The sequence below is a fragment of the Streptomyces marokkonensis genome (assembly GCF_008312835.1).
Lineage (GTDB): Bacteria > Actinomycetota > Actinomycetes > Streptomycetales > Streptomycetaceae > Streptomyces > Streptomyces marokkonensis_A.
In genome coordinates this window covers 42,033-63,130 of the sequence record NZ_VSKS01000027.1, presented here as the reverse complement: position 1 = coordinate 63,130, position 21,098 = coordinate 42,033, and the positions used below count along the sequence as shown (strand labels likewise).

The window sequence follows — 21,098 nt, the reverse complement described above, 5'->3', positions numbered from 1 at the left end:
GACGCCCGTGCCCCGGGCGTGGTGGCGCATCTCGCCGGCGGCCAGGAAGAGCAGTTGTGGCAGCAGGTCCGTGCACCGGCGGGCGACCCACCCGGTGCCGGACGTGGCCGGCCACCGCAGGCTCGCCCCCGGGTGGGTGGCGTGGAGCCGGACCAGGGCGGGGCGCCGGCCCGGTCATGCGGCCACCGCCGTCCTGCGCCCGGCGAGCACGTCCGCGTAGTACCCGATCAGCCGGTCGCCGACGGCCGCCCAGGTGCGCCCCTCGACCGTCGCGCGCCCGGCGGCCCCGTACGCGGCCCGCAGCCCGGGGTCGGCGGCCAGGGACCACACCGCGTCACGCACGGCGGCGGCGTCGCGCGGCGGGACGAGCATGCCGGTGCGCCCGTGCGCGACCAGGTCCAGCGGACCGCCCACCGCGGGCGCGACGACGGGCACCCCGCCGGCCATGGCCTCCTGCACGGTCTGGCAGAACGTCTCGAACGGTCCGGTGTGAACGAACACGTCCAGCGAGGCGAAGATCCGCGCGAGGTCGTCGCCGGTGCGGCGGCCGAGGAAGAGCGCGCCGGGCAGCGCCCGTTCCAGTGCGGTCCGGCTCGGCCCGTCGCCGACGACGACGACCCGTACACCGGGCATGGCGCAGGTCGCGGCCAGCAGTTCGACCTGCTTCTCCGGGGCGAGCCGGCCGACGTAGCCGACGACGAGCTCGCCGTTCGGGGCGAGGCCGCGGCGCAGCCCGTCGTCGCGGAGGCCGGGCCGGAAGCGGACGGTGTCCACACCGCGCGGCCACAGCCGGACCCTGGGCACGCCGTGCGCCTCGAGGTCGCGCAGGGCGGCGCCGGACGGGGCGAGGGTGAGGTCGGCGGCCGTGTGCACGGAGCGGATGCGCCGCCACGCGGCCGCCTCCCCGGCGCCCATGTAGGTACGGGCGTATCCGGCGAGATCGGTCTGGTAGACGGCGACGGCGGGCAGGCCCAGGCGGGCGGCGGCCGCCATGCCGCGCACGCCGAGGACGAAGGGGCCGGCCAGATGAACGATGTCGGGCCGGTGCCCGGCGATGGCCGCGGCCAGGCGCCGGCTGGGGAGGGCGACGCGGACCTGGGGGTAGCCCGGGAGGGGAAGGGAGGGGACGCGGACGACGGGGCACGGTGCCCCGTCGTCGGGTGCGTCACCCGCGGTGGCGGGGGCGACGACGAGGGGAGTGTGGCCGCGGTCGACGAGGTGTCGGGCGGTCTGGAGCGCGCAGTGGGCCACGCCGTTCACATCGGGCGGAAAGGACTCGGTCACGATGACGACACGCATACCGGTGTTGTCGCCGCACCGGACGTGGCCACGTCAACGTGGATCTTTCCGGGCGGGGAACGCGCCGTGAGCGTTGCCTGCCCCACCCGCGCGGGTCGGACGGCATCCACGCACACCTGGCCCGCGGGTCATCCGCCGTTCACACCGCGCGTGCGCCAGGGGGTCACACGGCGGTCTCCTCGGGACCGATCCGGCTGCGTACGGCGGTCTGCACCTCGGCCTCCTCGGCCGGGTCCGCGGCGAGCCGGCGCAGGCGGTCGACGACCCGGGTGTCACCGGTCTCGGCGTGCCGGGCGGCGATCTCGCGGGTGGTCTCCTCGCAGTCCCACAGGCACTCGACGGCGAAGCCGGTGCCGAAGGAGGGGTCGGTCGCGGCGAGGGCGCGGGCGGCCCGGCCCCGCAGGTGGGAGGAGGCGGTCTCGCGGTAGACGTGGCGGAGCACGGGCGCGGCGCAGGTGATGCCGAGGCGGCCGGCGCCGTCGACGAGGGTCCACAGGGTGGGAGCGTCGGGGCCCTCGCCCCGCACGGCCTCCCTCAGCGCCGCGAGGACCGCGTCACGGTCCTGGACGCCGCCGCGGCAGGCGAGGACACGGCCCGCGGCGGCGCCCAGCTCGTCTGGCCGGCGGGCCCAGCCGCGCGCCCGGTCGACGGCGGCGAGACTGCGCATGCGTTCGAAGGCGTCGACGGCGGCTTCCACGACGGGCGCGGAGCCCGTGGCCACGGCGCGTTCGATCAGCGCGAGAGCGCCGGGATCGTTGCTGTCGGCGAGGTAGCGCAGGGCGGTGCACCGGGCTCCCTCGGTGCCGTCCTCGGCTGCCCGGAGGATCTCGGTGCGGTCCTCGGGGCCCGCCACGGCGCCGAGACACCGGGCGGCGGGAACATGGAGCGCGGCGCCGCGTTCGAGGCCTTGCTGGGCCCATTCGAACACCGCCTGCACGCTCCAGCCCGGGCGCGGCCCGGAGGGGCGCATCTGCCGCTGCCAGCGGTCGAAGCAGCCGGCCTCCTGGGCGGCACGCACGCGTGTGGCGATGGACGCGCGGGGATCGTCGGCCCACAGCCGCCAGGGCCGTGGTTCGAAGGCGTCGCGGACGGTTGCGGCCAGCTCCGCCTCGCCCTCGGCGTCGGTGGCGAACCGCGCGAGGACCGGGGCGGCCAGGGCGCGCAGGCCCGCGTCGTCGTCCCTGAGGGCCAGCTCGTCCAGGGCCCAGGCCCAGTTGGTGCCGTGCGCGGCGTACCTGCGCAGCAGGTCCAGGGCGTCCCGCCTGCCGTAGGAGGCGAGGTGACCGAGGACGGCGAGGGCGAGTCCGGTGCGTGACTCGTCGGTGTCGAGGATGTCCTCGGCGTCGAAGAGGTGGGCCTCGACGGCGTCCAGTTCGCCGTGCAGGTCGAGGTAGAGGCGGGCGTAGTAGAGGGAGCGGTTCTCCACCTGCCAGTCGTGGCGCGGGTCGCGCTGCACACAGTGGTTCAGCGCCGCGAGCGCTTCGGATCGCGGGGCGGTGAGCGCGTGCAGCGTGCCGTCGCCGCGTCCCCGCTGGAGCAGGCCGAGCAGCGTACCGCTGGGCGCTATGACCGGATCGAACATGGGAAACAGCCTCACATCAAGCGTCGACGCAACCGGGGACGTGCATTACCTGGCCGCGTGACGACACGTCGGGGCGCCCGCCGTTTCCTGCTTGCTGTAGACCATCTCTCTCTGCCTCTCGTCTGTGGCCCATGCGGGCCGCATCACGGCCCGCGCGGTGCGGCAACACCTGCCCAGCCATCGCGTCCGTGAATCACGTCGTCATGATGACCCGGCGGTCACATCCACCGCGACCGAAATTTCGGCGGCCCTGTACCGCCTCCCCCGTTTTCCGTGTCGTTGCTGGTCGGAGCGTGTCGCTCAGTGCTCGCCGAACAGCTCGAGCAGTTCCGTACGGCCGAACATCCGGGCCGTGTCGACGGCGGAGGGGGTGCCGGCGGACGGGTCCGCGCCGCCCTTCAGCAGGGCTTCGATCACTTCGGTCTCCCCCTTGAAGACCGCCCCCGCGAGTGGAGTCTGACCCCGGTCGTTGACGCGGTCGGCGTCGGCGCCGCGGTCCAGCAGGGCGCGCACCGCCTCGGCGTGGCCGTGGTAGGCGGCGAGCATCACGAGCGAGTCGCCCCGGTCGTTGGTGAGGTCGGCCGGGACGCCCGCGTCGACATAGGCCACCAGCTCCCCGGTCCGGCCGCGCCGGGCCAGGTCGAAGATCTTGGTCGCCAGCTCCACGACCTCGGGGTCGGGGGCTTCGGTCATCGCCGGACCGCCTCTCACTGCACGCGCTTCACGCATCGGGGACAGGACGTACGCCTGCGAGCGGTGCAGGCCGTACGGGTGAACCGCCAGCGTACTGGCTCGCGCGGCACATGACCTGATGTGCCCGAGGTAAAGATCACGACAGGCCCGTCCGAGGGTAATCGGCGAAAATCCACCCAGTTGCACCTTTTATCGTATAGATACATTCTGTGATCCTGGAAGTACTCATGGTGACTGTCCCCGCGAACCAGGAGAACTCACATGATCGTCTCGATCTCATGCGTGGTGCTGCTCGGCATCGTCGTCTTCATCTTCTTCCGCAAGGACGGACTGAAGGCGTCGCACGCCCTGGTGGCGATGCTCTTCGGCTTCTATCTGGCCAGCACGGCCATCGCACCCAGCATCAAGGCGGGCGGCGAGAGCCTGGCCGGCCTCCTGGGCGGATTCAAGTTCTGATCCGCCCCGACCACTCCCCTCCCGCCCGTACGCACCCTCTGGAGACAGCAGTGGCCCGGCGCCCCCTCCCCCGCATCCTGAGCAACGGCAGCACACAGCTCGCCCGGAGCCGGGAGCTGGCCAAGGCAGCGGCCGACAGCGCCACGGACGTCCTCCACCCGCTGATCACCATCACACGCGGTCTGCGCCGGCTGGCCTCGGCCGGGCGGCGCAGATGGGCCGGCACACCCAAGGACAGGCGCGGCGCGCTGCTCTTCCTGATCGCGTCGGTCGTGCTGGTCGTGGCGCTCGCGCCGTACGGTCCACTGCTCGCCGTCATCACCCTGATGGCGGCGGCGGCCTGGCAGGGCCGGGACCGCGCCCCCTCCGTGCCCGAGGGGCCCGACGCGTCTCAGGCCCAGCGCCTGAAGTCGCTCTACGAGGCCCTGGTGCCGTACTTCTCCGCCGCCGAGGACCCGGAACCGCTGTACGCCCACGGCGGGGACTGGGGGAAGGCCTTCTCCGAGTACGAGTTCGACGGCGCCGGCCGCGTCACCCACCTGGTGATCGCCTACCCCGCCTACTTCACCGACGGCGAGCCGGAGTCCCGGGCGCGGATCGAGCATCTGCTCGGCGCCAAGTCGGGGCGCGGCCGCGAGTACCACTTCTCGTGGGACGAGGAGGGCAACCAGCTCACCGTCCACGTCCTCGAGCCGCTGCCCACGGACATCGCCGCCCAGCCCTTCGTGACCGCCCCCGGCGAGACGGTCCTCGGTTTCACCGACCCCATCCGGGTGCAGCGGACGCTGCCGCTCACCCACGGCGCGCACGGCGAGGAGCAACGAGACGTCCCGCCCGTCGTCTGGCGCACCGGCATCCGCTCCACCGAGCCCCACCTGCTCGCCGTCGGCCAGCCGGGCAGCGGCACCTCGACACTGCTGCGCTCCGTCGCCCTGCAGGCCCTCCACCACGGAGACGTGGTGATCGTCGACGGCGGCGGCACCGGCGAGTACGCCTGCCTCACCGGCCGGGACGGCGTGCTCGCCGTCGAATGCGGGCTGACGGGGGCGCTGACCAGTCTGGAGTGGGCCGCGCACGAGACGGAGCGCAGGCTGATCGCCGCGAACCGCGCCCACCAGGCGGGCGACCCGCCGCCGGAGGACACCAGGCGACCCCTGTGGCTGCTGCTGGACCGGCCGAGCACGTTCGCCCACCTGGCCGCCGCGGACGGCCGCGAGGACCCCCAGTCGCTCCTCCAGGTCCCGCTGCGGCACGGGCGCCCCGCGAACGTCACCGTGGTCGTCGCCGAGCAGTTCGACGGCCTGGAGTCCCTCGGCGAGCCGGTACGGCAGCACACGCGCGCGCGGGTCGTCCTCGGCCCCGCGACGGCGGAGCAGCTGAAGGCCGTCCTCGGAGCGCCCCCGCACACCACGCCGGTCGACCAGGTCCCGCCGGGGCGCGGATACGCCCGTCTGGGCGCGGGGCCGGTGCACCGCCTCCAGGTGCCGGCGACGCCGGACCCGTACGACGACGCGACCAGCGAGGCCCACCGGCAGGCGGTCCTGGACCTGCTGCCGCCGCGGACCACACCGGCGGACGAGGAGCCGGAGCGGCTGGATCCGGAGCCCGCGGAACCGGAGGCGGTCTCCGCCGTGTCCGTGCGCCTCGACAAGGTGACCACGGAGAAGGTGCCCGTCGGCGCGGTGGCCGCCGAGGCACCGGCGGAGCAGGCGGCGGCCGACACGGCCGCCGCGCGGCCGGCGCCCGAGGAGGCGGCGGTCGCGGAAACGTCCTCCTAGCGGCCCGCGGGACGGGCGTCTTCCCAGGGGCACCCGTCCCGGGACGTGCCCGGACGTCGTGCCCGCGCCCCGGCTACGCCACGAACGTGCGGGGTGTCTCGGTGCCGGACGTACCGCCGGTCTCGACGATGCGGGCCGCCGCGGCCAGGCGCACCGCCGCCTCCTCGGCCACGGCGCCGCCCACGGTGAACGGCAGCCGTACGTATCCCTCGAACGCGCCGTCGACGCCGAAGCGCGGTCCGGACGGCACCCGCACGCCCACCCGCTCCCCCGCCTCGGCGAGCCGCGAGCCGGAGAGACCGCCGGTGCGCACCCACAGCGTGAGACCGCCCCGCGGCACCTCGAACTCCCAGTCGGGCAGCTCCCGCCGCACCGCGCCCACCAGCTCGTCCCGGTTCTGCCGGGCCTGGGCGCGCCGCACCTCCACCGCCTGCTCCCAGCCGCCCGTGCCGAACAGCCAGTTCACGGCCAGCTGCTCCAGCACGGGTGTGCCCAGGTCGGCGTACGCGCGGGCGGCGACAAGGCTGCGGATCACATCGGGGGCCGCGCGCACCCAGCCGATGCGCATCCCGGCCCAGAAGGCCTTGCTCGCCGAGCCGACCGTGATCACCGTGGACCCGGCCGGGTCGAACGCGCACACGGCGCGGGGCATGTCCACGTCCGGGTCGAGCCACAGCTCGCTCATCGTCTCGTCCGCGACCAGTACCGTCCCCGCCGAGCGCGCCGCGTCCACCAGCCGGCGCCGCTGGTCCTCGTCGGCGAGCGCACCGGTCGGATTGTGGAAGTCGGCGACCACGTACGCGATGCGGGGCGCCGCCTCGCGCAGCACCTGGCGCCAGCGGTCCATGTCCCAGCCGGTCAGGCCCTCCGCCATGGAGACGGGAACGAGCCGGGCCCCGGCCTCCCGCATCAGCTGGAGGATGTTGGCGTAGGACGGCGACTCGACGGCGATGCGTTCGCCGCGTCCGCCGAAGAGGTGGCAGATGGCGTCGATCGCGCCCATCGCGCCGGTCGTCACCATGATCTGCTCCGGCATGGTGGGAATGCCACGCGCCGTGTAGCGGTCCGCGATCATCGACCGCAGGGCGGGCAGCCCGGCGGGATAGTCGCCGTGCGTGTGAGCATACGGCGGGAGCTCCTCCAGGGCGCCCTGGACCGCCCGGGTGAGCCAGGGTTCGGGGGCGGGGAGCGCGGCGCAGCCGAGGTCGATCATCGAGCCGAGGGCCTCGGGAGGCAGCGGTTCCAGTCCCCGCGCGGGGACCGGGTTGCCCGCCGGCACCGCGGTCCAGCTGCCCGCACCGCGCCGTGACTCCAGGAAGCCCTCGGCGCGCAGCGCCTCGTAGGCCGCGGCGACGGTGGTGCGGCTGACGGACAGGGCGAGGGCCAGCTCCCGCTCGGCGGGCAGGCGCGCGGCGACCGGCACGCGCCCTTCCAGCACCAGCAGGCGGACACCGTCGGCGAGCGCGCGGTAGGCGGGCGGGCGGCGGGTCCCGGGGCCGGCCGGCCGGTCCTGCTGGGAGTTGAGCAGCCGGGCGAGTTGTGCCGCACCCACTGCCGAGGTCCACTGCGCCATGAGAATCAGTCCACCTTCCCCGGATTGGCCATGGATGGCATGACCGGTCACGCCACAGGGTGTCATGCATCGGTCCACTTTTCACCACAGGGGGGCACATCGTGGCCAGGTACGCGGCCCGGCACGGGCATCTCGCACGCCGGCTGTTCCAGCTCTACGCCGGGCTGGCGTTGTACGGGGCGAGTTCGGCGCTGCTGGTGCGGTCGGGGCTCGGTCTGGAGCCGTGGAACGTGCTGCACCAGGGTCTGTCCGAGCGGACCGGGCTGTCGATGGGCGTGGTGCTGACGATCACGGGCGCGCTGGTGCTGCTGCTGTGGATCCCGCTGCGGCAGCGGCCGGGCCTGGGCACGATCTCCAACGTGCTGGTGATCGGCGCGGCGATGGACGCGACGCTGGCCGTGGTGCCGGACGCGCACGCCATGGCCGTCCGCGTGCCCCTGATGGCGGCGGGCATCGTGCTGAACGGCGCGGCGACCGGGCTGTACATCGCGGCGCGCTTCGGCCCGGGCCCCCGGGACGGCCTGATGACGGGCCTGAACCGGCGCACGGGGGTGTCGGTCCGGCTGGTCCGCACCGCCATCGAGATCACTGTGGTCGTCACGGGGTTCGTCCTCGGCGGCACGGTGGGCATCGGCACCCTGCTGTACGCGGTGACGATCGGTCCGCTCGCCCAGCTGTTCCTGCGGGTCTTCGCCGTCCCCGCGGCACCGGGCGGCAGCCCGGTCGTTGCCACGGGGACGCCGCGGCGCGCGATACTGCGTCCGTGACCCCGCGGATACGCCACCCCTACCTCGACCATCCCGGCCCGATCGCCTTCGCCCACCGGGGCGGGGCGGCGGACGGCCTGGAGAACACCGTGCGGCAGTTCCGGTGCGCCGTCGAGGCCGGCTACCGGTACATCGAGACCGACGTCCACGCCACGCGCGACGGGCGCCTCGTCGCCTTCCACGACGCGACCCTGGACCGGGTGACGGACGGGACGGGCCGGATCGCCGACCTGCCGTGGCGCGACGTGGCGCACGCGCGCGTGGCGGGCGAGGAACCGGTGCCCCTGTTCGAGGAGCTCCTGGAGACCTTCCCCGAGACGCGCTGGAACATCGACGTCAAGGCCGGACCGGCGCTGCCGCCCCTGCTGGACCTGGTCGAGCGCACCGGCTCCTGGGACCGGATCTGCCTCGGCTCGTTCTCCGAGGCCCGTGTGCTGCGCGCGCAGCGGCTGGCCGGACCGCGGCTGGCCACGTCGTACGGCACCCGGGGCGTGCTGAACCTGCGGCTGCGGTCCTGGGGACTGCCGGCCGCGGTGCGCCGGTCGGCCGTCGCCGCCCAGGTCCCCGAGGAGCAGTCGGGCGTCCGGGTGGTGGACCACCGCTTCGTGCGGGCCGCCCACGCGCGCGGTCTGCAGGTGCACGTGTGGACCGTCAACGAGCCCGAGCGGATGCACCGGCTCCTGGACCTCGGGGTGGATGGCATCATGACCGATCACATCGACACACTGCGCAAGGTCATGGTGGACCGCGGCATGTGGGTCTGAGACCACCGCGCCCCGTCGCCGCGGCGCGTTGACGGGGAAGCGAGGGCACGGGTGGACACCGACACCGTGCGGTCACCGGCGGGCGACGAGGCCGCCGACCGGCGGCGCGAACAGCGCGGCTGGTACGTCTACGACTGGGCCTGCTCCGTGTACTCCACGAGCGTGCTCACCGTGTTCCTCGGCCCCTATCTGACGTCGGTCGCCGAGGCGGCGGCGGACGCGGAGGGATTCGTCCACCCGCTGGGCGTACCGGTGCGCGCGGGATCGTTCTTCGCGTACGCCGTCTCCCTGTCGGTGATCCTTGCCGTGCTGGTGATGCCGCTGGTGGGCGCGGCGGCCGACCGCACCGGCCGCAAGAAGCCGCTGCTCGCCGCCGCGGCCTACACCGGCGCCGCGGCGACGGCGGGGATGTTCTTCCTCGGCGGCGAGCGCTATCTGCTCGGCGGTGTGCTGCTGGTCGTCGCGAACGCGGCGCAGTCCGTGGCGATGATGCTCTACAACTCCTACCTGCCGCAGATCGCCCCGCCGGAGGAGCGCGACGCGGTCTCCTCGCGCGGGTGGGCCTTCGGCTACGCGGCCGGAGCCCTGGTCCTCGTCCTGAACCTCGTCCTCTATTCCGGCCACGACAGCTTCGGTGTCTCCGAGGGCATGGCGGTGCGCATCTGCCTGGCGTCGGCCGGTCTGTGGTGGGGGGCGTTCGCTCTGGTGCCGCTGCGCCGGCTGCGCGACCGCCGCGCTCCCGCGCGGGAGGGGGCCGCCCTGCCGGGCTTCCGGCAGCTCGCGGCGACCGTCCGCGACATGCGCCGGCACCCGCTGACGCTCGCCTTCCTGCTGGCGTACCTGGTCTACAACGACGGCATCCAGACCGTGATCTCCCAGGCCTCGGTGTACGGCTCGAAGGAACTGGGGCTCGGACAGTCGACGCTGATCGTGGCCGTGCTGCTGGTGCAGGTGCTGGCGGTCGCGGGCGCCCTGGCGCTGGGCCGGCTGGCCCGGCGGTACGGGGCGAAACGCACGATCCTCGGCTCCCTGGTCGCCTGGACCGTGACCCTGGCCGCCGGATACTTCCTGCCGGCCGGGGCCCCCGTGTGGTTCTTCGTGCTGGCCGCGGGCATCGGCCTGGTCCTCGGCGGCAGCCAGGCGCTGTCCCGTTCGCTCTTCTCCCACCTCGTCCCGCCCGGCAAGGAGGCCGAGTACTTCTCGGCGTACGAGCTGAGCGACCGGGGGATGAGCTGGCTCGGGCCGCTGCTTTTCGGGCTCACGTACCAGCTCACGGGCAGCTACCGGGACGCGATCATCTCGTTGGTGGGCTTCTTCGTCCTGGGGTTCGTGCTGCTCGCGCGGGTGCCGGTGCGGCGTGCGATCGCCGACGCGGGCAATCCTGTTCCCGAACGGATTTAGCGTTCGGCGCGAAAGGGCTGTAGTGTACGCGTTTGGCCTGCCAGGCGTACCGTTACTGCGCGTCAAAGATGCCGAAACGCTGTGTGACATCTGTTAGCAGATGTGACAAACCGGGCGTCGGTGGGTACTGCAATGGTTGACAAGGCTGCGGCTACGACGGCGACGCAGGACCCGGAACGGGACACGGAACGGGAATCTTTACCGCCGACCGGACGTTGACCGGATGACGACGACAGCGACACCTGTCCTGTGGGCGACAAGCCCGGGAGGCACGATTCATGAGTGAGCGAGCTCTTCGCGGCACGCGCCTCGTGGTGACCAGCTACGAGACGGACCGCGGCATCGACCTGGCCCCGCGCCAGGCCGTGGAGTACGCATGCGAGAAGGGGCACCGCTTCGAGATGCCCTTCTCGGTCGAGGCGGAGATCCCGCCGGAGTGGGAGTGCAAGGTCTGCGGTGCCCAGGCACTCCTGGTGGACGGCGACGGCCCGGAGGAGAAGAAGGCCAAGCCCGCGCGTACGCATTGGGACATGCTGATGGAGCGGCGCACCCGAGAGGAACTCGAAGAGGTCCTCGAGGAGCGTCTCGCCGTTCTGCGCTCCGGTGCGATGAACATCGCGGTTCACCCCCGAGACAGCCGAAAGTCGGCGTGATCCCGGCGGGGACCTGGGCGTAAGCACAAACGCACAGCGAGACAGGACTGTGGGCGCCGTACTGGTACGGCGCCCACAGTCCTGTCTTGTCCGCGCTCTGTCCTCCGCCGGGGGACCCGGCACGGACCGCCCTATCGCGTCAGCGGCGGGGGCGGGCCCTGCGGGGCGTCCCCGTGAGTCCTTCCGGGCTCGTCGCGCTCGTCGCGGATGACCTCGCCCTGGACGACCTTGCCGTCGGGCCGGTGGATCCGGACCTGCTGGAAGGCGTCCCCCAGGGAGCCGTGCGCTGCGTCGCGGAGTGTGCGCTCGAAGGTGCGCTCGGCATAACGGCTCACGGCCTTCTGGACCGGCGGCACCAGCAGGAGCAGCCCCAGCGCGTCCGAGACGAGGCCGGGAATGATCAGCAACAGGCCGCCCAGCATCATGAGGCCGTTGCCCTCGCTGTTCGGCCGGGGCTCGGGTGCCGCACCGGCCTGCTGCTGCTGCAGCGTCTCGGTGAGGTTCTTGAAGGCCCGCCGGCCGGCCCGCTTGATGACGACCGAGCCGAGGACGAGGCCGGCCACCAGGATCAGGAAGACCACCAGGCCGCTCGACGCGCCCGCGACCATCGTGAGCAGCCAGATCTCCAGAACCAGCCAGGCGGCGACGGCCAGCGGCAGGATGCCGCGCAGCCGGGAGCGCCGGGGCCGGACGGGATACGGGGTCTGAGCGCCAGTCGTCATACTCCCAGTGTGCCTGGGCCCGGCTCAGTGCGGGATAAACGGGCCACGGGCGGCCGACCGGCGGAGGTGGCCCTAGACCTCGGGCTGCTTCTCCTCCGGCTCGGACCTGACCTGCGGCTCGGACTGTTTGGTCTCCCGCCCGGACTGCTTGGCCTCCGGCTCGGGATGCTTCACGTCCGGCTCGGGATGCCTCACGTCCTGCGCGGGCTGCTCGACGTCCGGCTTCGGCCGGCCGGCCTCCGGCCCCGCCTGCTTGTCGTCGCCGCGGCCCAGGACCTTGCCGACGCGCTCCCCCACGCCCCACGCGGTGACCCGCCACAGCGCCTCGACGAGGATGTCCCGGCTCATCTTGGAGTCACCGAGTTCGCGCTCGACGAAGGTGATCGGCACCTCGACGACGTGGTAGCCCGCCCTGACGGCCCGCCGGGCCAGGTCGACCTGGAAGCAGTACCCCTGGGAGGCCACCTCCTCCAGGCCGAGGCCTTCCAGGGTCTCGCGGCGGAAGGCGCGGAAGCCGCCGGTGATGTCACGCAGCGGGAGATCGAGCGCCACGCGCGAGTAGAGGCTGCCCCCGCGCGAGATGATCTCACGGGACTTCGGCCAGTTCACCACCCGGCCGCCCGGTACCCAGCGCGAACCGAGCACCAGATCGGCCCCCTTGAGGGCGGTCAGCAGACGGGGCAGTTCCTCGGGCTGGTGGGATCCGTCGGCGTCCATCTCGACCAGGACGCCGTAGCCGTGCTCCATGCCCCAGCGGAAGCCCGCGAGGTAGGCCGCGCCCAGGCCCTCCTTGCCCTTGCGGTGCAGCACCTGGACGTGGTCGTCACCCGCGGCCAGTTCGTCGGCGAGCTTGCCGGTGCCGTCGGGGCTGTTGTCGTCGGCCACGAGAACGTGCGCCTCGGGAACGGCCTTGCGCACCCGGCCGACGATCGCCTTGATGTTCTCCGCCTCGTTGTAGGTGGGGATGATCACCAAAGCCGTGCCGAGCGGGCCTGAGTTCCGCCCCTGGGATCCCGCCTCGAGGGTCCCGTCGCCGTCGTTCACTGCTGCCCCTTCATGTCCTGTGCGCAGGGTCCCACCATAGTCGTCGGGGCCCGCGTCGACGTGACCGGACGTTCGTACGGTGGTGTCGTTCACCGAAGATCGGGTAGCAATACGTCTTTCACTCGCGCCGCGGAGCGGGGTGCGGCAGCGGATGGGGGCCCGGTGCCCTTCGGGCCGGCCTGGGATCCGCCGGCTGCGGATCGACCTGAAGCCGTTGTCTACTGAGCTCCCGGGCCCCACCCGGGGTCGCACCTCCCCTACCGGCTGGAACGTTCCCTCGGTACTGCGCCGACGCTGAGCCTGGCTCCCAGTGGCGGTGCCCCGGTGCGGCACACCGTCCCTGACCCAGCGGCGCTGACACGAGTGGCCGGAAGTTCCCCGGTCGGGCGTCCGGTGGTGGACCCGGCCGAACCTACCGGCCCCCTGCGGCCGCCTGTCAACAGTCGTTCGACCTGCGCGATGTGGTTCAAATGCCTGGTCAGCGGCGAGGATGCGCAGGTCGCGAGACAGGGGCGCGGCACATGATCGTCACCGCGCCGCCCTCCTAGATCACTCGCCCGGCCCTACGAAGACCGTGCGCCCGCCGACCACCGTGCGCAGGCAGACCGGCAGGTCACGGCCGGGTGTGAGGTCCGGCAGGCCGGGGGTGCCGGAGCGGGGGTCGGTCGACCAGCGCGCCACCCGGTCGTCGGGCGCCTGGACGACGAGTTCGCCGGTGCGCCAGACGGCGTAGTCGGCGGGTGCGCCGGGCACGAGGACGCCCGCGTCGTCGCGTCCGACGGCGCGCCAGCCGCCGCGCGTGTGGGCGGTGAAGGCGGCGCGGACGGAGACGCGGTGCTCCGGGGTGCGGTGGAAGGCCGCGGCCCGGACCGTGCCCCAGGGGTCGAGGGGGGTGACCGGGCTGTCGGAGCCGAAGGCGAGCGGGACGCCGGCCCGCAGCAGCGCCGCGAACGGGTTGAGGGTGCGGGCCCGCTCCGCGCCGAGGCGACGGGCGTACATGCCCTCCTCGCCGCCCCACAGGGCGTCGAAGGCCGGCTGGACGGAGGCGGTGAGGCCCAGTTCGGCGAAGGCCGCGACGGTCTCGGGGGTGAGCATCTCGGCGTGCTCGACGCGGTGCCGGGCGGCGCGGACGCGGGCGAGGCCGACCTTCTCGGCGGCGGCGCGCACGCCGTCGACGACGGCGCTCACCGCTGCGTCGCCGATCGCGTGGAAGCCCGCCTGGAGGCCCGCCTCGGTGCAGTCGGTGACATGGGCGGCCACCGCGGCGGCGTCCAGGTGTGCGGTGCCGGTGTGGGCGGCGTCGGTGTACGGCTCGTGCAGGCAGGCGGTGTGCGAGCCGAGGGCACCGTCGGCGAACAGGTCCCCCGCGGCGCCGACCGCGCCCAGCTCTCGGGCCTTGAGGACGTCCTGTTCGGCCCAGTACCCGACGACGCGCGGTCCGGCCTCCTCCGCGGCGAGCCGCAGCAGGCCGGTGAAGTCGTCCTCGGAGGAGATCTCCGGTCCGCCGCACTCGTGGACCGTGCCGATGCCGAGGGACGCGGCGTGGGCGAGGGCGGCGCGCTGGGCCCCGGCGCGCTGGGCCGGCGTGACCGCGCCCAGGGCGGCGGCGCGCACCGCGTGGTGGTCGTCCCCGGTGAGCGGGCGGTCCTCGCGGGTGACACCGCCGGGGACGAGGTCGAGCAGCGCGGTGGTGACGACCGCGGAGTGGACGTCGATCCGGCTGAGGTAGAGGGGGCGGCCGCCGGTGGCCTCGTCGAGTTCCGCGCGGGCCGGGGGCCTGCCGCCGGGCCAGCGGGCGGCGTCCCAGCCGTGGCCGAGCAGCACCCGGTCGTCCGGGCGGGCGTCGGCGAACTCCCGGACGCGGGCGAGCGCGGCCTCGAGCGAGGGGGCGCCGGACAGGTCGAGTCCGGTGAGGGCGAGGCCGGTGGCCGTGGTGTGGACGTGCGCGTCCGTGAATGCCGGGGTGACCAGCGCACCGTCGAGGTCGATCACCTCGTCGACGCCGTCCGCGAAGGCGTCCGCGGCTCCCTCGGAGCCGACCCAGGCGACCTGACCGCGCTCGACGACCATCGCGGTCGCGAACGGGTCGGCGGGGCTGTGGACCTCTCCGCGGCGAAGCAGGACGGTGCGGGACGGGACGGTGCGTTCACTCATGCCCCACAGTCTCGCGCGTCGGGGGATCCGCCCGGCACGCAGGTCCCGCTCACGGCGGCCGGGCCGGACCGCGGACAGCACCGGCCGCGGACGGGAGCACCGCTCACCGCGACGGGCGGCCGTCCGGCCGCCGTGACCGGGTCAGACGCGCGGCGGCCGAGCCTCGTACGGTGTGGACAGCACGACCGTCGTGCGGGTCGAGACGCCGGCCAGGGAGCGTACGCGGGCGAGGAGTTCCTCCAGTTCGTGCGGTGTGGACACACGCACTTTGAGGATGTAGTTCTCGTCGCCCGCGACGCTGTGGCAGGCCTCGATCTCGGGCACGTCGGCGAGGCGGTCCGCGATGTCGTCGGGGGCGCTGGGGTCGAAGGGTTTCACCGAGATGAAGGCGGTCATGGGCAGACCGACGGCCTCCGGGTCGACGACCGCGGCATAGCCGCGGATGACGCCACGCTGCTCCAGCCTGCGCACCCGCTGGTGCACGGCCGACGTGGACAGGCCCGTGGCCTTGCCCAGGTCGGTGTAGCTCATCCGCCCGTCCTTGACGAGCAGCTGCACGATCTGTCGGTCCAGCTCCTCCATGGCGCAAGAACCTACAGTGCGCTTGATCGCCCCGGATACCGGAGCGGGACGGTGACGTCGCCGCACGGGGCACCCGGGAGTGGCATGTGACGAACGCCACAGCCTTCGAACGGTCTCCGTGATGCTCTCGTGATTACGCCCCAGGGGGGACGGGAAGTGCTTGCTGTGGTCGAGGCCGCAGCGCCTTCACGGCCCAGCCCGAGGGGGAGAACCCAATGCAGAGTCTTAAGCGCCTTGGTCGTACCACGTCCAAGCGGCAGCAGCCGGTCGTCACGCCCGAGCCGGAGTACGTCGAACCCGACACCCCGGACGACGAACCCGACGCGTACGACACCTTCGAGATGTACCGGGTCATCTGCCCGGACTGCGCGCAGCCCATCGCGCTGCTGGCGGACGAGGACGTCCTGCCGGAGCACGCGCTGTGCGCCTCGCCGTGGAACCCCTTCGGGCTCACGGTGTGTGCCGGCACCGGCCGCCGGGCCTCCGACGCCCGGCCCGCGGACGAGTCCGTCGAGCCCCAGGAGCAGGACACCGCCCTGCTGCTGACGCTCCCTCAGGGACTCGACTGGCGCACGCAGCCCTTCTCGCACGTCGGCGGCCCGGGCTCGCGCCCGATCAGGGTCCCGGTGATGCGGCGCGACGCCGCCTGAGCACGCCCCGGTGCGAGGGTGGCGGGGTCCGCCACCCTCGTCCGCCGTGACGGGACGGCCGCGAACGCACGCCCTGTTCCGGCGGCCGGTGACCGCTGCCCGGGCGGAACGACCCGGAGTGGACCCGCCTCGCCGCGCCCTGGCGGGGCCCCGGTCGGTTCAGCGCGTCTCCGGCCCCGCGAGGTGGCGGGCGATGACCATGCGCTGGATCTGATTGGTGCCCTCGACGATCTGCAGCACCTTGGCCTCGCGCATGTAGCGCTCGGCGGGGAAGTCCGCCGTGTAGCCGTAGCCGCCGAGGATCTGCACGGCGTCGGTGGTGACCCGCATCGCGGTGTCGGTGCAGTGCAGCTTGGCCATGGCGGCCTGCTTGGCGAACGGCCGTCCCGCGTCGCGCAGCCGGGCCGCCGCCAGGTACAGCGCGCGCCCCGCCTCGATCTGGGTGGCCATGTCGGCGAGCATGAAGCGCAGTCCCTGGAAGTCGGCGATCGGCTTGCCGAACTGCCGCCGCTCGGTCGCGTACCGGAGTGCCTCGTCGAGCGCCGCCTGGGCCAGGCCGACGGCGCAGGCGGCGATGCCGAGCCGGCCGCCGTCCAGCGCCGACAGGGCGATCGCGAAACCCTGGCCCTCCTCGCCGATGCGCCGCGTGTCGGGGACCCGGACGCCGTCGAAGTGGACCTGGGCGGTGGGCGAGCCCTTCATGCCCATCTTCTTCTCCGGCACGGCGGCGCTCACGCCTTCCGCGTCACCGGGCACGAGGAACGCGGTGATCCCGCGCGGGCCCTCCGCTCCGGTGCGGGCCATGACGGTGTAGAAGTCGGCGACGCCACCGTGCGTGATCCAGGCCTTGGTGCCGGTGATCACCCAGTCCCCGCCGTCGCGGACGGCCTTGGTGCGCAGCGAGGCCGCGTCCGAACCGGAGGCGGGCTCGGAGAGGCAGTAGGCGCCGAGCAGCCCGCCGTCGATCATCGCGTTCAGATGCTCCGCCTGCTGCTCCTTGGCCCCGAAGGCGGCGAGCGCGTAACAGGCCAGGGTGTGCACGCTGACGCCCAGGCCGACGGTGAGGCGGGCCGTGGCGAGCTCTTCGAGGACCTGGAGGTAGACCTCGTACGGCTGGTCGCCGCCGCCGTACTCGGCGTCGTAGGGCAGGCCGAGCAGGCCCAGCCCGGAGAGCCGGGTGAAGAGCTCGCGGGGGAAGCGTCCCTCGTCCTCCTCCTCGGCCGCCCGGGGCGCGATCTCGTGCTGCGCGACGTCGCGGACGAGCGAGATGAGATCCCGGGCCTCGTCCGTGGGCAGTTGCCGGTCCACCGGCTGCGGGGCGCGGTCGGGCATGGCGACGCTCTCCTCCCTGTTCGGGCACATCGGCGTGCGCCTTGGGTGGGGGCGGCTCCGCCGGGGTCGTATCGGTGCCTGGCCGATGCTCGCACTCCCGGGTCTCGGAAGCTGCTGACCAGCGGCTGTGCGCTGTGAGTATGCCCGATCGGCGGCATCGAGTCACCGGTTAACGACCGCTTACTCAAGATACCTTCGCCACACGTCTCCTCGATCACGATTGGTCCGCACCATTGACCAACTGGTCTAGTCCTCCTAGGGTTTGGCTCCACCGACCCGCGCTCCCCTCCCCCGCGAGGAGACACCGATGCCATCCACCGCCGCGACCTCGGCTCAGGAGGCCGCGGCCGGTTCCGAGGTCATCGGCCACTTCACCGAATGGGGCGCCAACGGCCGTCACCGGCGGCACGTACGGCCGGTGACTCCTGCGCGGCGGCCGAACGCACCATCGGCATCGGCATCGACATCGACATCGACTGGGAGTATCCGGACGCCTGCGGCGCCACCTGCGACTCCAGCGGCCGGGACGCCTTCCGGTACCTGATGTCGGCGCTGCGCGCCACGTTCGGCTCCGGCACCTGGTCACCGCGGCGATCACCGCGGACGCCACCCCGGGCGGCAAGATCGACGCGGCCGACACGCGGGCGCCGCCCCGTACGTCGACTGGTACAACCCGATGACGTACGACTTCTTCGGCGCCTGCGACGCCGCCTGGCCCACCGCCCCGCACTCGGCGCTGACCGCGTACGACGGCATCCCGAAGGCGGACCCCGACGGCTCGGCCACCGTCGCGAAGCTCAAGGGGCTCGGGATCCCCGCCTCCGAGCTGCTGCTCGGCATCGGCTTCTACGGCCGCGGCCGGACCGGTGTCACACCGTCGGCGCCCGGCGGCACGGCGACGGGGAGCTGATCAGGGCGATCCGGTAGCCCCCGGCACGGTCAGGGGGCGGGGATTCCACCGGGGGCCCTCCGCCCTCTGCCGCCACGGCGGCTACAGCAGTCCCAGCTGGGTCACGAGCATCGCGAGCACCACGACGAGCATCCATCCCATGACGTGCTCGAGGATCTTCGGTCCGTCCTCCCGGGGGCCGCCGGTGCGGGCACGGGTGACGGTGGCTGCGTTCGCGCTCATGACTTCTCGCTGGTCTCGGTGGTGGGTGGACTCCCCCGCGGCCCTGTCCACCTTGCCACCGTGAGCGGCGACCGCGGCCGAGACATCGGTCACACGACGGCGGGCCCCGGTGCACGGCCGGGGTCCGCCCGCCGGACCGGCTCAGCGCACTCCCACCGCCGCGAGCGCCTTGCGCTGCGACGGGGTCGGACGTGCCGGGAAGTACAGGTAGCAGACCCCTCCGGTGCCGGAGACGACCTTGCCGGAGGCGTTGTACCGCTTCGTCCTCAGCCAGATGTTCTCCCACTCGCGCCGCTGGTAGACGCGGCGCACCGCCTCGTTGTCGTCCGAGGCGGGGTCGTTGGCGATCACGTCGCCGTCGGCGGTGAAGCCGATCACGGTCATCAGATGCCCCGAGGTGCCGTACCCGGCCCCGGTCAGCTCCTCCTTCAGGAAGGACTGGGACGTTATGGCCGGGATGCCCGCGGCGATCAGCGTCTCCAGGTCGGCGAGGGAACGCAGACGGGTGACGACGCCCTGCAGGCCCTCGAAGGTGGCCGCGTAGGCGGCGTTGAACGGCCAGTTGCCGCAGCCGGCGTACTGGTAGTCGTACGTGTAACGGGCCGCGTGGCAGATCTGCGGGTCGGCGTAGGACGGGTCGACCCAGGACAACTGCTCCTCGGTGAGCCTGCCGCCCCAGTACTCGATGATCATCTGCGAGGAGGTCGGGCTGCACCAGGCCTCGCCCCCGTTGTCGTACTCCGGGTACTGGCCCTTGTGGATCTCCTGTGAGTAGCGCGGGACGATCAGCTCGCGGGCCAGGCGGGGCGTGGAGGCGGGGACGGTGAACCGGTCCGGGACGTCGGAGCCCATCGCGCCGGCCCGCCACACGGTCGGGGTGAGGCGGGTGCCGGGGCGACGGTGGAGGGTGAGGCGCAGCCGGTAGGAGACCAGGCGCAGGCCCGAGGCGGCGTCGTCGACGGCGAACGTGTCCGTCCAGACACTGCTCCTGCCGTCGCCCTGGCCGTCCACCGAGGTGCGCCGGATGTCCTGGTCACCGGCCGCCCAGCGGCCCATCACGTACCAGGGGGTGTCCGTGCCGTCGGAGTACGTGCCCTTCAGCTCCACCTCGAGCCAGGTGCCCACGGGGGTGTGCGCGTTCCAGGAGGCGATGGCCTCCGTGGCCGGAACCGCGAGACGGTGCACGGGCGAGGTCCAGGTCGCGTACTCCCAGGCGGCCGTGCGGCCCGTGTGCGGGTCGGTGTAGTCCTTGGTGCCGGCGGCCCTCGCGATCACCAGACCGGGACGGACACCGGCGACGGCACGGGTCCCGTCGGCGGTGCCGCCGCGCCAGTCGGTGTACGAGGTCCAGGCCCGGTTGTCGACGGTGCGGGCGGCGGCCCGCCCGCCGTCCGTGGCGCCGGTGGCGCCGGCGGCCGGAGTCCCGGCGTACGCCGGGACCGCGCTCCCGGCGACGGTGGCGGCGACCGCCGCGGTCAGCAGGGTTCTGCGGGACGGCAGTTCGGCTCTGCTCATGGGTGGAGGACCCCCAGGTGTCGGAGTCGGGACAGGACCAGTGCGCGGACGGTGGACGTCCGCCGGGTGGAGCGGGTGTGCGCCAACTATGAACGCAGCCGGGCGGATCCTGCCAGCACCCCGGCCGTGCCGCGCCCGACCAACATGGGACTCGACCAATGGCGGGACCCGCGGCGGGCCTCGCGGGGCCGGGGCCTAGAGTGCTCCCGTCCGCCCTCACCACTGCCCCGGAACCAGCCATTCACGATCTTGCCTCCCGCATCCGCCGGCTCGGCCCCTCCTGCGGCCCGGTCCGGCTCGTCGGCGTCGACGGACACGCCGGCTCCGGGAAGTCGACCTTCGCCGGCCTGCTGGCCGGGGCCCTGGACGGCGCCCCGGTGCTGCGACTCGACGACGTCGCCAGCCACCAGGAGCTGTTCGGCTGGACCGGACGGCTGCTGAGCGAGGTGGTCGAACCCCTCGGCCGCGGCGAAACCGCGCACTACTCCCCCTACGACTGGCGCGCCCGCCGCTTCGGGCCGCCCCGCCCCCTGCCGCCGGCCCCCGTGATCGTCGTGGAGGGCGTCGGCGCGGGACGCCGTGCCCTGCGCCCGCATCTGGCACTGCTGCTCTGGATGGACCTGCCGCGCGAGGAGTCCTGGTCGCGCGGCCGGGAGCGGGACGGTGAGGAGCAGCGGGAGTTCTGGGACGGCTGGGTGCGCGCGGAGAGCGAGCACTTCGCCGGCGATCCCTCACGCCCCTTCGCGGACCTTCTGGTGCGGCAGCGCAAGGAGGGGTACGAGCTGCTCACCGGGCCTGCCGGGACGGATGATTCAGCTGCTCCGTTCACACACGGTGACGACCCGTCGGCACTGTGGTGAACCTGTGAAGAGCGGTCCCGGACAAGTTGCCGGAGTACCCCAACTCTGCTTGACCGAGGGCCCGTACAGGTCTTACGTTCTCAATGTGCGGCTCTCCGGAGTCGCCGGCAGACGCGAAGCCCCCGGTTGTTCCCCCGTGAT

At 73.2% G+C, this 21,098-nt stretch carries 19 protein-coding genes and 1 pseudogene; 9 read left to right on the top strand and 11 right to left on the bottom strand.

Annotated features, from left to right (window positions below):
* Nucleotides 1-174: 174 nt before the first annotated feature.
* The 3 genes from F1615_RS32225 to F1615_RS32215 form a co-directional block, all read right to left on the bottom strand.
* Nucleotides 175-1,299: a glycosyltransferase family 4 protein gene (locus tag F1615_RS32225; RefSeq protein WP_149552574.1), complete on the bottom strand. Its 1,125-nt coding sequence runs from the start codon at nt 1,297-1,299 to the stop codon at nt 175-177.
* 163 nt (nt 1,300-1,462) lie between these two features.
* Complete coding sequence (locus tag F1615_RS32220) at nt 1,463-2,881, bottom strand: HEAT repeat domain-containing protein (RefSeq protein WP_149552573.1); 1,419 nt, start codon at nt 2,879-2,881, stop codon at nt 1,463-1,465.
* 300 nt (nt 2,882-3,181) lie between these two features.
* The gene (locus F1615_RS32215) at nt 3,182-3,574 is read right to left on the bottom strand and encodes an ankyrin repeat domain-containing protein (RefSeq protein ID WP_149552572.1); all 393 of its coding nucleotides are present in this window, start codon (nt 3,572-3,574) and stop codon (nt 3,182-3,184) included.
* A gap of 261 nt (nt 3,575-3,835) precedes the next feature.
* Between F1615_RS32215 and F1615_RS32210 the strand changes: the two genes are divergently transcribed.
* Complete coding sequence (locus tag F1615_RS32210; RefSeq protein WP_030867896.1) at nt 3,836-4,030, top strand: hypothetical protein; 195 nt, start codon at nt 3,836-3,838, stop codon at nt 4,028-4,030.
* 50 nt (nt 4,031-4,080) lie between these two features.
* The gene (locus F1615_RS32205) at nt 4,081-5,808 is read left to right on the top strand and encodes a hypothetical protein (protein ID WP_149552571.1); all 1,728 of its coding nucleotides are present in this window, start codon (nt 4,081-4,083) and stop codon (nt 5,806-5,808) included.
* 73 nt (nt 5,809-5,881) lie between these two features.
* Here F1615_RS32205 and F1615_RS32200 read toward each other — a convergent pair whose 3' ends face one another.
* Nucleotides 5,882-7,381, bottom strand: coding sequence for a PLP-dependent aminotransferase family protein (locus F1615_RS32200; RefSeq protein WP_149552570.1), 1,500 nt, complete (start codon nt 7,379-7,381; stop codon nt 5,882-5,884).
* A gap of 101 nt (nt 7,382-7,482) precedes the next feature.
* On the opposite strand from F1615_RS32200, the gene F1615_RS32195 reads away from it, so the two are divergent.
* The 4 genes from F1615_RS32195 to F1615_RS32180 all read left to right on the top strand — a co-directional run bounded on the left by F1615_RS32195 (nt 7,483) and on the right by F1615_RS32180 (nt 10,966).
* Complete coding sequence (locus F1615_RS32195) at nt 7,483-8,148, top strand: YczE/YyaS/YitT family protein (protein ID WP_149552569.1); 666 nt, start codon at nt 7,483-7,485, stop codon at nt 8,146-8,148.
* Complete coding sequence (locus F1615_RS32190) at nt 8,145-8,912, top strand: glycerophosphodiester phosphodiesterase (protein ID WP_149552568.1); 768 nt, start codon at nt 8,145-8,147, stop codon at nt 8,910-8,912. Before F1615_RS32195 ends, F1615_RS32190 begins: the two co-directional genes overlap by 4 nt.
* Nucleotides 8,913-8,963: 51 nt before the next feature.
* The gene (locus tag F1615_RS32185) at nt 8,964-10,313 is read left to right on the top strand and encodes an MFS transporter (RefSeq protein ID WP_149552567.1); all 1,350 of its coding nucleotides are present in this window, start codon (nt 8,964-8,966) and stop codon (nt 10,311-10,313) included.
* A gap of 278 nt (nt 10,314-10,591) precedes the next feature.
* The gene (locus tag F1615_RS32180; RefSeq protein WP_003977404.1) at nt 10,592-10,966 is read left to right on the top strand and encodes an RNA polymerase-binding protein RbpA; all 375 of its coding nucleotides are present in this window, start codon (nt 10,592-10,594) and stop codon (nt 10,964-10,966) included.
* Nucleotides 10,967-11,097: 131 nt separating this feature from the next.
* Here F1615_RS32180 and fxsA read toward each other — a convergent pair whose 3' ends face one another.
* From fxsA to F1615_RS32160, 4 genes are all read right to left on the bottom strand, one after another.
* Nucleotides 11,098-11,688: an FxsA family membrane protein gene (fxsA, locus tag F1615_RS32175; RefSeq protein WP_149552566.1), complete on the bottom strand. Its 591-nt coding sequence runs from the start codon at nt 11,686-11,688 to the stop codon at nt 11,098-11,100.
* A gap of 72 nt (nt 11,689-11,760) precedes the next feature.
* On the bottom strand, nt 11,761-12,732 hold the full coding sequence (locus F1615_RS32170; RefSeq protein WP_244328929.1) for a polyprenol monophosphomannose synthase: 972 nt from the start codon (nt 12,730-12,732) through the stop codon (nt 11,761-11,763).
* Nucleotides 12,733-13,281: 549 nt separating this feature from the next.
* Nucleotides 13,282-14,886 (bottom strand): amidohydrolase, encoded by a 1,605-nt coding sequence (locus tag F1615_RS32165; RefSeq protein ID WP_149552565.1) that lies wholly within the window; start codon nt 14,884-14,886, stop codon nt 13,282-13,284.
* 141 nt (nt 14,887-15,027) lie between these two features.
* A complete protein-coding gene (locus F1615_RS32160) occupies nt 15,028-15,468 on the bottom strand; it encodes an Lrp/AsnC family transcriptional regulator (protein WP_149552564.1) in 441 nt (146 codons plus the stop codon).
* A gap of 215 nt (nt 15,469-15,683) precedes the next feature.
* Between F1615_RS32160 and F1615_RS32155 the strand changes: the two genes are divergently transcribed.
* A complete protein-coding gene (locus F1615_RS32155; RefSeq protein WP_037936542.1) occupies nt 15,684-16,118 on the top strand; it encodes a hypothetical protein in 435 nt (144 codons plus the stop codon).
* A 159-nt stretch (nt 16,119-16,277) separates the two neighbouring features.
* Here F1615_RS32155 and F1615_RS32150 read toward each other — a convergent pair whose 3' ends face one another.
* Complete coding sequence (locus F1615_RS32150) at nt 16,278-17,450, bottom strand: acyl-CoA dehydrogenase family protein (protein ID WP_149552563.1); 1,173 nt, start codon at nt 17,448-17,450, stop codon at nt 16,278-16,280.
* Nucleotides 17,451-17,915: 465 nt separating this feature from the next.
* Between F1615_RS32150 and F1615_RS32145 the strand changes: the two are divergent.
* Nucleotides 17,916-18,354: pseudogene (locus F1615_RS32145) on the top strand (glycosyl hydrolase family 18 protein); the annotation flags it as partial.
* An 87-nt stretch (nt 18,355-18,441) separates the two neighbouring features.
* On the opposite strand, the gene F1615_RS32140 reads toward F1615_RS32145, so the two are convergent.
* Together F1615_RS32140 and F1615_RS32135 are read right to left on the bottom strand one after the other, a co-directional pair.
* On the bottom strand, nt 18,442-18,582 hold the full coding sequence (locus tag F1615_RS32140) for an SCO1431 family membrane protein (protein WP_149552562.1): 141 nt from the start codon (nt 18,580-18,582) through the stop codon (nt 18,442-18,444).
* Between the two features lie 141 nt (nt 18,583-18,723).
* The gene (locus tag F1615_RS32135) at nt 18,724-20,097 is read right to left on the bottom strand and encodes a peptidase C39 family protein (protein ID WP_149552561.1); all 1,374 of its coding nucleotides are present in this window, start codon (nt 20,095-20,097) and stop codon (nt 18,724-18,726) included.
* A 200-nt stretch (nt 20,098-20,297) separates the two neighbouring features.
* Here F1615_RS32135 and F1615_RS32130 point away from each other — a divergent pair, with 200 nt between their 5' ends.
* On the top strand, nt 20,298-20,957 hold the full coding sequence (locus F1615_RS32130) for a uridine kinase family protein (RefSeq protein WP_149552560.1): 660 nt from the start codon (nt 20,298-20,300) through the stop codon (nt 20,955-20,957).
* Nucleotides 20,958-21,098 lie beyond the last annotated feature (141 nt).